The sequence below is a fragment of the gamma proteobacterium symbiont of Scutellera amethystina genome (assembly GCF_059730845.1).
The window spans coordinates 2,260,335-2,273,714 of the sequence record NZ_AP035935.1 but is presented as its reverse complement, the minus strand read 5'-3'; the positions used below and the strand labels follow the sequence as shown (position 1 = coordinate 2,273,714).

The following is a 13,380-nucleotide window of genomic DNA, read 5'->3' as shown; positions in this document are numbered from 1 at the left end:
TAGTCACGAGTGGAAAGCATTTTCGGTATTCTAAAAAGCAACAGTGTTTGTTATATTTATTGCTCATTGATTATTCACTGCCGCGGTATGAAAACAAGAAGATAGGCCGCAACTCAGGAAACAGAAATGCTTGATTACCGCTTCCCGACAGCTTTGCAGATGGTTTTGAGCGTAGCGATGGCGGAGCAATTGGGTAAACGCTCGACCAGTGCCATTCTGGCGTACGGTCTTGAAGCGAACCCCAGTTTCATTCGGAAACTCATGGTTCCGTTAACGCGCGATGGCATCATTGTCTCGACGCTTGGCCGTACCGGCTCGATCCATCTGGGTCGTCCGGCCGCTGAGATCACGCTGCGCGATATCTACACCTCAGTGATTGAAGACAAAAAACTGTGGGCGTCGCGCCCCGATGTCGCACCGCGCTGCCTGGTCAGCGCCAACCTGTGCTGGTACTTCAAATCGATCGCGGAGCAAGCGGAAGAGGCGTCGCTTAAAGTGCTGGAAACCCGCACCGTCGCCGATGCCCTTAACGAGCTGAAAAAGCACGATACCAGCAACTGCGAACCGCTGCCTGACCTCGAAATCGCCGATCTCTGCAAAAAAGACCGCTAACCTCCCGTGCGCATCGCTGATGCGCACCTTTCCATTCCGCTTCTGTACGCGCAATCTACCCCTGTAAACCCTGTGAAATCCCGCTGCTGTGCTCTGGCGCAGAGGCGCGCTGTTGCTGTGTAACATCGTCATGCCGCGGCAGGCAAAAAAATCCGGGCACGATGGCCCGGATGGGTTTTACTCCTTAGCGTTTACACCGTCTGCGTTTCCACCGCTGGCTGCTGTTTGCGTGTCACCAGCTTACGCAGCGTCACGTAGAACACTGGCGTCAGGAACAGGCCAAACAGCGTAACCCCCAGCATGCCCGAGAACACGGTGATACCGGTTACGCCGCGCACTTCGGCGCCCGCACCTTCGCCCAGAATCAGCGGCACGGTGCCGGCGATAAAGGCGATGGAGGTCATAACGATAGGGCGCAGACGCAGGCGACAGGCTTCCAGCGCCGACTCCACAATCCCTTTGCCCTGCATCTCCAGTTCACGGGCGAACTCGACGATCAGGATGGCGTTCTTACATGCCAGCCCCATCAGCACCACCAGACCGACCTGGACAAACACGTTGTTATCTCCGCCGGTCAGCCACACGCCGACCAGTGCGGACAGCATCGTCACCGGTACGATCAGGATCACCGCCAGCGGCAGCGTCCAGCTCTCATACAGCGCCGCCAGTACCAGGAACGCCAGCAGCACCGCCACCGGGAACACGATAAACGCGGTGTTGCCCTGGGTTGCCTGCTGATAACTCAGGTCGGTCCATTCGATATTCATGCCGTTCGGCAGCACCTGGCTGGACATCGCCTCGAGTTTCTCCATCGCCTGCGCAGAAGAGAGCACGCGCGGATCGGCATCGCCAATCAGGTCGGCCGCCGGATAGCCGTTATAGCGAATCACCGGGTCCGGACCGTAGGTGGTGGTGATGTTCACCATGCTGCCAATCGGCACCATCTCACCGCGATCGTTACGGGTGCGCAGGTTCGCGATATCCTGCACGCTGTCGCGGAAATCCCCGTCGGCCTGCGCCATCACGCGCCAGGTACGACCAAACTTGTTGAAGTCGTTGACGTAAGACGAACCCAGATACACCTGCAGCGTCGTGAACAGATCGGTCAGCGATACGCCCTGTGCTTTGGCTTTGTCGCGATCGACCTGCACATCCAGCTGCGGCACGTTGGCCTGATAGGAGGAGATCGGGAACATCATGCCTGGCGTCTGCATCACCGCACCGGACAGGGTATTAATCGCGGTTTGCAGTGCGCCATAGCCCAGGCCCGCGCGGTCCTGCACATACAGCGAATAGCCCGATCCCTGGCCCAGACCGAGGATCGGCGGTGGCATGATGGAGAAACCGAAGCCCTGCTGGATTTTGGAAATTTTCGCGTTGATCTCAGCGTTGATTTCCGCCGCAGTGCGGCTGCGCTCGCTGAACGGCTTGAGACCGAAGAACACCGTGCCGGTATTGGGCGTATTGGTGAACTGCAGCGCATTCAGGCCGGGGAAGGCGACGGAGTAGGCCACGCCTTCGGTGTTCATGCCGATTTCGCTCATCTTGCGAATCACTTCATCGGTACGTGCCAGCGATGAGCCTTCCGGCATCTTCACGCCACCAATCAGGTACAGCTTATCCTGCGTCGGAATAAAGCCGCCTGGCACGGTATGGAACATGAAGCCGGCACCGGCCAGCAGCAGCACGTACACGCCAAACACCGCACCGCGCCGGCGCAGGGTTTTGCCGACCATCGATTCATAGCCGTCTGAGCTGCGCTGGAAGAAGCGGTTAAACGGCCGGAACACCCAGCCCAGCAGGCGATCGATCAGGCGCGTCGGCAGGTCCTTCGGCGCACCGTGCGCCTTCAGCAGTTTCGCCGCCAGCGCCGGAGAGAGCGTCAGCGAGTTAATCGCCGAAATCACCGTCGAAATGGCAATGGTCACGGCAAACTGCTTATAGAACTGACCGGTTACGCCGGAGAGGAAGGCCATCGGCACAAATACCGCACACAGCACCAGCGCGATGGCGATAATCGGCCCGGAGACCTCGCGCATCGCCTGGTGAGCTGCCGCCACCGGTGTTAAGCCCTGCTCAATGTTACGCTCGACGTTCTCCACCACCACGATGGCGTCATCGACCACGATCCCAATCGCCAGCACCAGCCCGAACAGGCTCAGGGTATTGAGCGAAAAGCCCAGCAGGTAGAGCACGCTGAAGGTACCGACCACCGACACCGGCACGGCCAGCAGCGGGATGATCGAGGCGCGCCACGTCTGCAGGAACAGAATCACCACCAGCACCACCAGCACGATGGCTTCGAACAGCGTCTGGACCACGGCGCGGATCGAGTCACGCACGAACACCGTCGGGTCATAAGGCGCGGCCCACTGCACGTCATCCGGGAAGCGCGTTGCCAGCTCAGCCATCTTGGCGCGTACCGCATTCGACAGGTCGATGGCGTTTGCGCCCGGCGACTGGAAGATACCGATACCAACCGCATCCTTGTTGTTCAGCTGCGAACGCAGGGCATAGCTGCCGGAGCCCATCTCGATGCGCGCCACGTCACGCAGGCGCACCAGCGTGCCGTCATCGGCGGTTTTCAGGATGATGTTGCCAAACTGCGCCTCATCTTCCAGCCGCCCCTGAGTGTTGATCGACAGCAGGAAATCGCTCTCTTTCTTCGTCGGCTCTGCGCCCAGCTGCCCGGCAGAAACCTGCACGTTCTGCTCCTGCATGGCGCTGACCACGTCGCCGGCGGTCATGCCGCGCGCCGCCACTTTGTTCGGGTCGAGCCAGACGCGCATCGCGTAGTCACCGGCACCGAAGATCTGAATCTGGCCGACGCCCGGCAGGCGCGCCAGCTCATCTTTCACCTTCAGCGTGGCGTAGTTACGCAGATAGAGTGAATCGTACTTGCCGTGGGGCGAGAACAGATGCACCACCAGCGTCAGGGTAGGTGACTGCTTCTGGGTGGTCAGGCCGAGCTGACGCACCTCTTCCGGCAGACGCGCTTCAGCCTGCGCCACGCGGTTTTGCACCTGGACCTGCGCCTGATCGGGATCGGTGCCCGGGCGGAAGGTCACGGTGGTAACCAGCACGCCATCTGAGCCGGCCACCGACTTCATGTACATCATGTTTTCCACCCCGTTGATCGCTTCTTCCAGCGGCGTTGCCACCGAATCAGCAATCACTTTGGGGTTGGCACCGGGATATTCTGCGCGCACCTGCACGCTGGGTGGCACCACGTTGGGGTATTCACTGATCGGCAACAGCGGAATGGCGATCAGTCCGGTGGTAAATATCAAAATCGACAGCACCGCGGCGAAAATCGGTCGGTCGATAAAAAAGCGGGAGAAATCCATAACGGGCAGTCTCGATTATTATTGAGCGGAGCGCATGGCCACCGGCTGCGCTTTTACCGGCATACCGGGCATGAACACTTTCTGCAGACCGTTGACAATCACTTTGTCGCCTGGCTTCAGACCCTGCTGCACAATACGCAGGCCGTTAGCCAGATCGCCCAGCTGAACATCGCGGCGTTCGGCTTTGCCTTGCGCATCAACCACGTAAACGTATTTACGATCCTGGTCGGTCAGTACCGCGCGGTCGTCGACCAGCAGCGCGTTGAATTCTGCGCTGCCCGGCAGCCGCACGCGGGCAAACAGGCCTGGGGTAAACTGACGCTGCTGATTGTCGAGCGTGGCGCGCATGCGAATGGTGCCGGTGCTGGCGGTCAGCTGGTTATCGAGAAAATCGACGGTGCCGCGATGCGGATAGCCCTGTTCGCCGGTCAGCGCAATCTCTACCGGCAGCGAACCGCGGTTCTGGCCCTGACGCGCCATCGCCTGGTACTGCAGATAGATCGCTTCGTCGACGTCAAAGTAGACGTACATGCGGTCCTGCGACACCAGCGTGGTGAGAACGCTGGCGCTGTCGCCGGCGGTCACCAGGTTACCGGTGGTGATCATCGCCCGGCTGGCGCGTCCATCAATCGGCGCGGTGACGCGGGTAAAGTCGAGGTTCAGCTGCGCCATATCGACTGCCGCCTGGGCGGCCAGCACGCTGGCCTGCGCCTGACTGGCGGTCGAACGCCGCTGTTCCCACTCTTCGCGCGACACCACCTGGGTGCCGATCAGCTTGTCGGTACGGGCCGACTCGCTGCGGGCCAGCGCCGCCTGGCTACGCGCGCTGGCCAGTTCGGCCTGCGCCTGCTCCAGCGTGGCGCGGTAGGTGCGGTCATCAATGGTAAACAGCACCTGACCTTTCTTCACCTCATCGCCTTCGCGATAGTTAACCTGATCGATGTAGCCCGAGACGCGCGGACGCAGCTGCACGCTCTGCACCGCTTCAATGCGGCCATTGAAGCTATCCCACTGGCTGACTTTTTGTTGCACCACCTGCGCGACACTCACTTCGGGCGGAGGCGGCGGCGCATTTTGCGCCACACCGCGATCACAACCGGCCAGCAGGCTTCCCAGCAACATCACTCCTGACAGGCTTACGGCCCGACGAACCCCATATGTTTGCAGATGCATTGTTGTTATTCCGCGTTGGTGAAAAAGAAAGGAGACGTACGAAAAATCTGCAACTTTTAAGATTGCATTAAAACCACAGGAGTGTAGGCTTGGGCGAACTGCATCTGCAAGAATATCTGATACACTTTATGTGCGGTTTTGATCAATTCGTAACAGGTAGCGAAAGCCCCTACGGCGAGTGCGGCATTTAATGCAATAATAAAACTTGCATTAAGTGCGATAGTCAGTCACCCTTAAAGTGTAATTGCAACTGATACTGATACTGTTCGCCATGGCGACGGGAGAGAATGGGATGATGAGCGACGCTTTTATTCACGATCTGATCGACTGGATTGATAACAACATTGAAGCACGTCTGGATCTGGACACCGTAGCGGGGCGCGCCGGCTATTCGAAGTGGCACCTGCAGCGTATGTTCAAAGAGCACACCGGCTATCCGCTGGGTGAGTACATCCGGGCCAAGAAGCTGAAAAAATCGGCCGACCGCCTGACCACCACCAACGAACCGATCCTCAACGTGGCCATTTCGCTGGGCTTCGATTCACAGCAGTCGTTTAACCGCAGCTTCAAGCGCCAGTATGGCGTGGCACCGGGCGCATGGCGTCGTCACGCCGCGCACACCCCGAGCGCGATGCAGCAGTAAACCTCCGCCAGGGCCAGCCATGCTGGCCCGCGTTTTTCCCCGCCTGAAACCTGCTATTATCGGCGTCCTGCCTTTCAGGATGTCACTATGTCGAAAAAACTCTGGATTGGATTACTGTTTGCGCTGGTGGTTTGCTGGATCGGGCTGAAGCCCCATCTGAGCGGTACTGCGCCAGAAAAACAGACGGATATTGCACAACTGACCGATGCACATCGCGTGGCGCGCTGGCTGCAGCAGCATCACCGTTTGCCTGATTTTTATCTCACCAAAAGCGCGGCACGTCGTCAGGGCTGGAACCCGGCGCAGGGTAACCTGTGTGAGGTGTTGCCAGGGCGCGCGATTGGTGGCGATCGCTTCAGTAACCGCGAACGGCGGCTGCCGATGCAGGCGGGGCGCCAGTGGTATGAGGCGGACGTCAATTATGACTGCGGCCACCGCGATGCCGATCGTCTGCTTTACTCTTCTGATGGGCTGATCTTTCTCACCACTGATCACTATCGAAGCTTCACGCCGGTACCCTGACTATGCTGACACTCCATTTTGATTTTCGCACGCTGGGCACGCGCCAGGCCTTTTATCAGGCGCTGGTCGATCAGAGCGGCTGCGGTGAACGTTTTGGCTACAATCTGGATGCGCTGTGGGACTGGCTAACCGGCGGCATGGCGCTGCCGGCAACGCTGCATTTGCAGCATGTCGCCGAGGTCAGCGCCAGTGCGGAGTTTGCCCCGGTGCTGGCGCTGCTGGAAGAGGCGGCGCAGCAGCTGGCGGGCGAGCTGCGCCTGATTAGCCACTGACTACGCGTGCAGCGGCAGCAGCATAATCGCCAGCGTCTGGCGTGCGCTGGCCGGCAAATCGCCGCCGCCGGTGTAGCCGTTATTTTCGACGATCAGCGAATTTAACCCCACCAGCCAGTCATAAATGTAATAGGCGGTGTGGTTAGCCGGCGCGGCAGACAGCCGCGTCAGACGCTGGCCTGACGAAAAGCTGACGCTGGGCGCCGGCGGGCGGGCGAAAATCGGGCTGCCGCGATTGACGCGACTCTGTGGCCGTTCACGTTCATCCCGCTGCAGGAAGCCGAGCCAGGCGACAAAGTCACCCAGCACCGTCATGGCACGCGACACCTGGCGATCGGTGCGCGCTTCATGGGCACTGGCCTGCGTCTCCGTTTCGTTTAGCGCGCTTTGCAGTTTGCTCAGCACCTGCAGACGGAAGCTGGCGGTGATGAGCTCCTCCACCAGCAGTTCCAGCGTCGGCTTATCAACGTTGAGCAGCGCCAGCAGGCTCTGGCTCTCCGGCAGCTGACGCAGGTGCGCCAGCCACAGCGCGAACACCTGCTGGGGAAACTGCTGATCGCGCTGGCCGCTGCTGCTGCGCGGTTCGGCGGTGGTTACCGGCTCATCGTTAAACAGATCAAACTCAAAACCAATACCAAAATAGCTCTGCTCCACCGCGGCTGGCTGGCCGCCGGTGGACGGCGTGCTGCCGTGGCTCTGACTCAGCCACAGCTGGCGCACCGCTTCGCGCGACGGCTGCAGACGCTCAAGCAGCTCGCCATGCAGGCCGGTGCGATGCTGTAAACACTTCAGCAGCGTATCGGCGATGGCCTGTTTCCGCGCGGCCTGTTCCGGCGTGGCGCTGGCTTCGGTCCACGGCTGCAGACGCTCCACCAGTTTCTGCTGCAGCGTGCTGAGCTGTAGCGCCAGCCGGTCGCGCCGTGCCTCCGGCTGCATCTCATCCTGCAGCCAACTGCTCATGCGGTCGACGCCGGCGCGATCGCGCGCCAGCATGGAACCCCAGCTCTGGCCAGGCTGACCAATCTGCCGCTGTACCGCTTCATCGACGTTGATTTGCGACTGCTGATAGCGCGCATCGTGCGGCGTAATCGCCCAAATCAGGCGCGGCTTGTCTGCGCTGGCCGTCGCGCTCTGTTGCAGTTGCCACTCGCGCAGCGCGCTGGCGGCGAGATCCGCATCCTGACGCTGGCTGGCGGCGGTACAAATCAGCATTAAATCGATGCCCTGACGGGCGGCATAGAAGCCCGGCAGCAGGGCACGTTTCTGCTCCAGCAGACTGGCGCGCAGCGCATCACGCGCCTGCAGCCTTGCGCGCTCATCCTGCTGATCGCGGTCGGCGGGCGTGCCCGGCGCGGGCAGTTCCAGCATATCGGCTTCATCATACAGCGCCTGACGCGGCGTCGAACTGAGCGGCAGGGTGATTTCCAGCGTCAGCAGCGCCAGCCAGCCGAGCGGCACCGACTGCGGTTTGCCCACGCGGTTGGCGACAACCGGACACACTTCAATCAATTCGTTCAGGTCGGCGTCATGGCCGATGAGCTTTTCAGCGGGCAGCGAGGCGTCATCCACCAGCAGGCTGAGCGGCGCCAGCACGCGCGGCGCGTGCCGCAGCTGATGGCGCAGATGCAGCAGGCTGCGCAGGGTTTCATTCAGCGCCGGACGCTGCGGCCACAGCAGCGCAAACAGCTGCACGCGGTCGTCCACGTTGAGCCACGGTGCCAGCTCAATCGCCTGCGGCCAGAAATGGCGGTCCAGCACCTCGGCGTGGTCGGGCTGGCGGCGATGCCACGCCCACAGCGTCACCAGCGCGTCGCTATCGAGGCCGGGCTGCATCTCGCTCTGGCGATGGCGCTGCAGGCGCTGCAGCGCGGCATCAATCGCCGCGCTGTCCGGCTGGGTGCCCGCGCTGGCGCCGGCCAGCATCAGACGAATCAGCTCGGCTTCGCTCAGCAGCGTCATCTCCAGCGGCCACGCACCAGACTGCGCTTCACGCTGATGGCTGAAACGGGTGGCGATGGCAAAATCGAGATTGCCGGGATTGATGTGCTGAAAATAGTTCAGGGTTTTGTCGCCGAGACGGGCGATCAGCTGGCCCTGCGCGTCGCCGACCATTTCACTCAGCAGCCAGGCTTTACCCGCCTGCGACTGACCAAACAGCGCCAGGGTGACCGGCCGCGCCAGCTGTCGCGCCAGCGCGTGGCTTTCAACGCGGGCGCGCCGCAGCTGGAGCCGCAGCGTATCGGCTTCCAGCGCCAGACGCGGCGAGTGCGCCTGGTGGCTCTCCACCCAGTTCAGCGCGCCGTCAACCGTCTCCTGCAGCAGACCCAGGCGTTTAGCAGGTGTCGCCGGCGTGGCTTTTTTGGCAGTTCTCATCGTTTACACACGCTCCCGCTGTCGATCCAGTATTGCGCATTGGCGTTGCCGGTGGCCGACAGCGTATTCAGTTTCAGACTCAGTTGCTCCAGCGGCACGCGCGTGCCATCGTCCATGCGCGCCTCGCTCAGTACCAGCCGCTCCGGGCCGAGGTTATCCGGGCCCGGTTGTACCGCCAGCCTGATGCGCAGCACGCTTTCGCCCGCTACCTGGCGCGCCAGCTGCGGATCGGTAATGCTCAGGCTGTAGAGCGGTGTCGCCGGCCAGCGGTCGTTCTCCAGCTGACGGAAACCGAGGCAGACGTTACCGCGAATGCGGAAGCTGCTTTTACGGTCCAGCGCGAAGCTGTGGCTGTCGAGATCAATCTCGCTGTAGCACAGATTGTCATCGCTCAGCGTGGCGTTTTCATCCAGCACGCCAAGATAGCGAATGGTCGAGTAGGGTTCAAAATCGCCGGCGCGGAACCAGAAGCTGCTGAGACGCAGATCGAGTGCCAGCAGACACAGCATGGCACCGACCGCCGCGGTGGATTTCGGGTTATCAATGCGTCCCTGTTTGTTGAACGGATACCAGTCGCTGGTGTGATACCCCTCCAGCGATAAAATGCGGCTACCCGGCAGCGGCTGCAAATGACGCACCAGCGCCTGAATGCCGGGGAAGCGCGACGGGCGACCGGTCAGCAGCAGCACATCGCACTGATAGAGGGAAACCACTTCGCACATGGCGCGCAGCGCCGGGATGATCGCCATCCGGTGCTGCAGGAACTCAGCATGCAACTGCGCCATGCTCACCACCAGCGGCACGTCAAGCAGATCGAAACGGCTATCGCCGCCGAGCGTGCGCTGAATCTCTCCGTTGACAAACGCCAGCACGCTGCTGGCTGGCTTCTGCGGCACCAGCTCGCCAAACAGCGCGTTAATTTCGCTGTGGCTGTCGAGCGGATTCCAGTTTTCATAGCGCTCCAGCACCGCCTGCGCCAGCGGAATAAACAGCTGCAGGGTGACCTGCTGGCGCAGCGTGGCCTGACCGTCCATGCGGCTGTCGTGTCCAAACAGCTTGTTCATCAGCGGTTCCGCCAGCGCCAGGCCGGCTTTTTGCAGACTCTGCTGTAGCGCGGGCAGGATCCACAGCTGAATCACGTCCAGCAGAATGTCATCGCCGGCCACTTTAAACCCTTCCCGGAACAGCAGACGCGGGGTGATTTTCACGTTGTTGCCCTGACCATCATCCAGACGATACTGGGTGATGGCGAGATCGGTGGTGCCGCCGCCGATATCAATCGAGGCGATGCGCAGGCTTTTGCCCGGCAGCTCATCCGCTTCGCGCGGGCGATCCGGGCGCGCCATGCTGCTGAAGAAATCTTCCGCCCGGCCGGCAAAGTTCACCTGGGTTTCGTTGAACAGCCACACCATCTGACCGCAGGTGGCTTCATCCCACTCCATCTGCACATCCGGCACCGGCCGCAGGCTGTGTGCCTGGCTGGCGGCGTCAAACGCGGCGTCGGCCGGATGCCAGCCTTCGGCTTTCCACACCAGCGCGATGGCTTCCTGCATGCGGCGACGGAAAATTTCCCGTTCCGGCTTCGGCATGGCCGACGGCAGCGTCAGGATCACATGACGCAGCTGGCGCGGCGCCTGGCTTTGCGGCATACGCTGGCGCTGGGCCACGCTGTTCATCTGCATCATGGCCTGCGCCAGCAACTCACACAGCATAAAGGTCATCAGCGAGCTGCGGCTGTAGCTGGCAGAAAACACCGGCAGGCGGTCATCTTCCGGCAGGGCATACAGCGGCTGCCCCTCATCGTTGAGCAACAGGGTAAACGGCAGCGCGGTGGCCTGCGGCTCGTCGCTGCCGCCGCTGGCGTTGAAGCGCCAGCCGGGCTGATAACGCGCTTCGTCCCATAAGTAGCGGCGCGGGCTGGAGAGGCCGGTGCTGCCCTCAGTGCCGGCGCGCTGCAGCGCCAGGCGGCTGGCTTCGCGACCGACGCGGGTCAGTGAGGGCCACATAAACGCGTTTTCGCGGCCGCTCTCCAGCGAGAAGTTGGCTTTGCCAAAGTGCGTCTCGGCAAACTCCAGTCGGCTGTCGAACAGCTCGTTGTAGACCTGGTGCGGCTGCGACAGATCGCGCAGCTGCAGCTCATAGGTCTGGCGCAGGCCGTTGCTCTCTTCGGGGTGATCTTCCACCAGAATGCCGCAGGTATGCGAGTTGCCGACGTCGAGAATGATATCCACGTTGACCGCCGGCGTTTGCGGTGAGGCCGCCTGGATAGTGATTTCTGCCAGATCGAGCTGTTCGCCCAGCAGTTCCAGCACGTTGAGATAGTGCGCCTGATATTCAAATTCGCGCAGCGCCTGGTTCACTTCCTGCTCGCGGCGTGATTCCAGCGCATACACCTGCTGGCTGAACGTCTCGCGCAGCCAGCCGTCAACCCAGGTGAGATCGAGGAACTCGCCCAGCTCATAGTTGTGCCACGCCAGCGCAAAGCTGACGCCGTTCTGCGCATCGGCTTTGCTTAAACCCAGCTGCTCGCCGCCGTCCGCGTCGGCCACCAGGCGCGTATCAAAGGCGAGGGTGATGCGATGGGTATTGCCCGCCGCGTCGGGCTGGCTGAGCGGCGCGAGACGCAGACGCGCCCAGTTATCCGGGCCACCGATGAAACGACGGCCGCTGGAGCAGCGCAGTACCGGCAGCGGCAGCCACTGCCCGGCCAGCAGCGTCAGGGAATCGGCCAGCGCGATATCGGTTTCCGGACGCACCACTTCAGCCGCGCCGCCATCCTGCGGATAGAGCAGAAATTTGCCGCTGTTGCCATCAACGTTGAGACGCAGCAGCGGGCCGTTGGCGGTCTGGCGCACAAACTGCCGCCGCGCCTGCAGCGCTGGCAGGCGCAGACCAAAATCAAGAAACTGCACACCGCTGTCTTCGATCAGCGTGATTTTCTGTTTGTCATCAATCAGGGGAGCCAACATGGTTACTTACTCTCACGCTTAATCGTCAACGGGAACACCTGATCGGCGCCATACTGCGCCGTACAGCTGGCAATGCCATCACCGGCTTTGCACACCAGCTCCGGCATGCGATAGCGTGATTTATCGCTGCAGCTGGCAGTATAGCGGCTGCGCACTACCATGGTGCCGGCGCTGGTCATGGCGGCGGTGACATCAGCTTTACAGCGAATATTGTCGCCCTGGGTAATCACTGCGCTGCCTTTACCGTTGCGGATCTGATAGCGCAGGCTCGGCGGCTTGCCGGTCGGCAGATTGGTCTGACGCAGCGTCACGCGCCAGGTACCATTGATAAATTTCACCGAGCCGAGGCGCGCGTCATCGGGCGTCATCACCAGATCGTCCGCTTTGGCCGGTTCGGTATGTTCCGCTACGACCTCCGGCGGTGCCGGTGGGGCAGCCGGTGCCGGCGCAGGCGTCACTGTCGCACTGCTGTGCGGCAGCGTGGCGGCCAGCGTCTGTGCTTTCGCCAGTATCGCCGGGGCCAGCGCGGGCGCGGCGCTGACCACAGGCGCGGTTTCGGTTTCTGCCGGCTGGACCGGCGCGTCGTGTAACCAGAAGGCCACGCCCGCTGCGGCGGCAGCGGCCAGAGGCAGCACCAGCAGCAGCGGGCGCAGTGCGGATTTCTTCCGCGCGGGCGCGTCGGCGACAACGCTCAGCGGTGCAGGTTCAGGCTGTGGTTCTGGTTCCGCCAGCCGTTCCGGCTCGGGCTCCGCCACAACGGGGGCCGCAACCGGTTCAGGCGCGGCAGCCCTTTCTGGCTCGGGCGCGGGCACCACCAGCGGCGGCAGTTCTTCATCAAGGCTGTCGCGCAGGCAGGCCAGCGCATCATCACGCGTGCGCGCCTGCGGGTCGACAAAGCCCCAGAAGGTGATCACCGGCTTGCCATCCACCAGATAGACGTATTGCTGATCGGGAAACTGCAGCGTCTTCGCCAGCAGTGCCCCAAACAGGCGCATCGCCGGATTGTCGGCATCCCGGGCGCGCAGGCTGAGCGCCTGCAAATCCTGCTGATTAAGGGTGAGCTGATCCAGCGCCTGACGCTTTTCGCGATCGCTGGCCGCCAGCCAGGATTTCACTTTGCCGCTGAATGGCGCGTACCAGTCAAGGCGGTCACCGCGCTCGTTGGCCTGCGGGATCGCGAGGCAGTTGGCCAGTGTCGTCTGGCGGCGCAAACGTAACGTTTCGCGAATTTGCAGGGCAGAAGCCCAGACCGGCTGGCCGTTCTCCCCCAGTGCCAGTAACGCGTCGAGATTACCGCTGCGCAGAAAAGTTTTTGCCACTCGTTGGGCCCTTATCGGTGGTTATCTGAAGCCAAACATCGGGTGTGATGGGCGATGGTAGTGATCTTAAGCCAAATGCGCCGCAATCAAACGGGGGAAAAAGGGGGGAAAACAGGGCGTTATTCCCCCCACGGTACGCGGGGTGGTGAA

Annotated in this window: 9 protein-coding genes; 4 read left to right on the top strand and 5 right to left on the bottom strand. The window is 61.8% G+C overall.

Going from position 1 to position 13,380, the window contains the following annotated elements:
- The first annotated feature begins 126 nt into the window (after positions 1-126).
- Positions 127-612 carry an RrF2 family transcriptional regulator gene (locus AC6I79_RS10525; protein ID WP_262263864.1) on the top strand — a complete coding sequence of 162 codons (486 nt, stop codon included), beginning with the start codon at positions 127-129 and terminating at the stop codon, positions 610-612.
- 191 nt (positions 613-803) lie between these two features.
- Here the strand turns inward: AC6I79_RS10525 and oqxB are convergent, their stop codons facing one another.
- Positions 804-3,959, bottom strand: a complete 3,156-nt coding sequence (gene oqxB, locus AC6I79_RS10520) for a multidrug efflux RND transporter permease subunit OqxB (RefSeq protein ID WP_058758475.1) — start codon at positions 3,957-3,959, stop codon at positions 804-806.
- A gap of 18 nt (positions 3,960-3,977) precedes the next feature.
- Positions 3,978-5,132 carry an efflux RND transporter periplasmic adaptor subunit gene (locus tag AC6I79_RS10515; protein WP_031279145.1) on the bottom strand — a complete coding sequence of 385 codons (1,155 nt, stop codon included), beginning with the start codon at positions 5,130-5,132 and terminating at the stop codon, positions 3,978-3,980.
- Between the two features lie 292 nt (positions 5,133-5,424).
- On the opposite strand from AC6I79_RS10515, the gene AC6I79_RS10510 reads away from it, so the two are divergent.
- The 3 genes from AC6I79_RS10510 (at position 5,425) to AC6I79_RS10500 (ending at position 6,569) form a co-directional block, all read left to right on the top strand.
- Positions 5,425-5,775 carry a helix-turn-helix domain-containing protein gene (locus AC6I79_RS10510; protein ID WP_021506154.1) on the top strand — a complete coding sequence of 117 codons (351 nt, stop codon included), beginning with the start codon at positions 5,425-5,427 and terminating at the stop codon, positions 5,773-5,775.
- Between the two features lie 87 nt (positions 5,776-5,862).
- Positions 5,863-6,297, top strand: coding sequence for a ribonuclease domain-containing protein (locus AC6I79_RS10505; RefSeq protein ID WP_021506153.1), 435 nt, complete (start codon positions 5,863-5,865; stop codon positions 6,295-6,297).
- Positions 6,298-6,299: 2 nt separating this feature from the next.
- A complete protein-coding gene (locus AC6I79_RS10500) occupies positions 6,300-6,569 on the top strand; it encodes a barstar family protein (RefSeq protein WP_159378211.1) in 270 nt (89 codons plus the stop codon).
- On the opposite strand, the gene AC6I79_RS10495 is transcribed toward AC6I79_RS10500, so the two are convergent.
- The 3 genes from AC6I79_RS10495 to AC6I79_RS10485 are packed head-to-tail and all read right to left on the bottom strand — an operon-like array spanning position 6,570 to position 13,230.
- Positions 6,570-8,942, bottom strand: coding sequence for a virulence factor SrfC family protein (locus AC6I79_RS10495; RefSeq protein ID WP_159378210.1), 2,373 nt, complete (start codon positions 8,940-8,942; stop codon positions 6,570-6,572).
- Positions 8,939-11,911 carry a virulence factor SrfB gene (locus AC6I79_RS10490; protein WP_278427012.1) on the bottom strand — a complete coding sequence of 991 codons (2,973 nt, stop codon included), beginning with the start codon at positions 11,909-11,911 and terminating at the stop codon, positions 8,939-8,941. Before AC6I79_RS10490 ends, AC6I79_RS10495 begins: the two co-directional genes overlap by 4 nt.
- Before the next feature lie 2 nt (positions 11,912-11,913).
- The gene (locus tag AC6I79_RS10485; RefSeq protein ID WP_325923672.1) at positions 11,914-13,230 is read right to left on the bottom strand and encodes an SrfA family protein; all 1,317 of its coding nucleotides are present in this window, start codon (positions 13,228-13,230) and stop codon (positions 11,914-11,916) included.
- Positions 13,231-13,380 lie beyond the last annotated feature (150 nt).

Excerpts from the sequence above, each read along its gene's own strand:
- AC6I79_RS10525 (WP_262263864.1), top strand. The coding sequence starts at position 127 with ATGCTTGATTACCGCTTCCCGACAGCTTTGCAGATGGTTTTGAGCGTA.
- oqxB (WP_058758475.1), bottom strand. The coding sequence starts at position 3,959 with ATGGATTTCTCCCGCTTTTTTATCGACCGACCGATTTTCGCCGCGGTG.
- AC6I79_RS10515 (WP_031279145.1), bottom strand. The coding sequence starts at position 5,132 with ATGCATCTGCAAACATATGGGGTTCGTCGGGCCGTAAGCCTGTCAGGA.
- AC6I79_RS10510 (WP_021506154.1), top strand. The coding sequence starts at position 5,425 with ATGATGAGCGACGCTTTTATTCACGATCTGATCGACTGGATTGATAAC.
- AC6I79_RS10505 (WP_021506153.1), top strand. The coding sequence starts at position 5,863 with ATGTCGAAAAAACTCTGGATTGGATTACTGTTTGCGCTGGTGGTTTGC.
- AC6I79_RS10500 (WP_159378211.1), top strand. The coding sequence starts at position 6,300 with ATGCTGACACTCCATTTTGATTTTCGCACGCTGGGCACGCGCCAGGCC.
- AC6I79_RS10495 (WP_159378210.1), bottom strand. The coding sequence starts at position 8,942 with ATGAGAACTGCCAAAAAAGCCACGCCGGCGACACCTGCTAAACGCCTG.
- AC6I79_RS10490 (WP_278427012.1), bottom strand. The coding sequence starts at position 11,911 with ATGTTGGCTCCCCTGATTGATGACAAACAGAAAATCACGCTGATCGAA.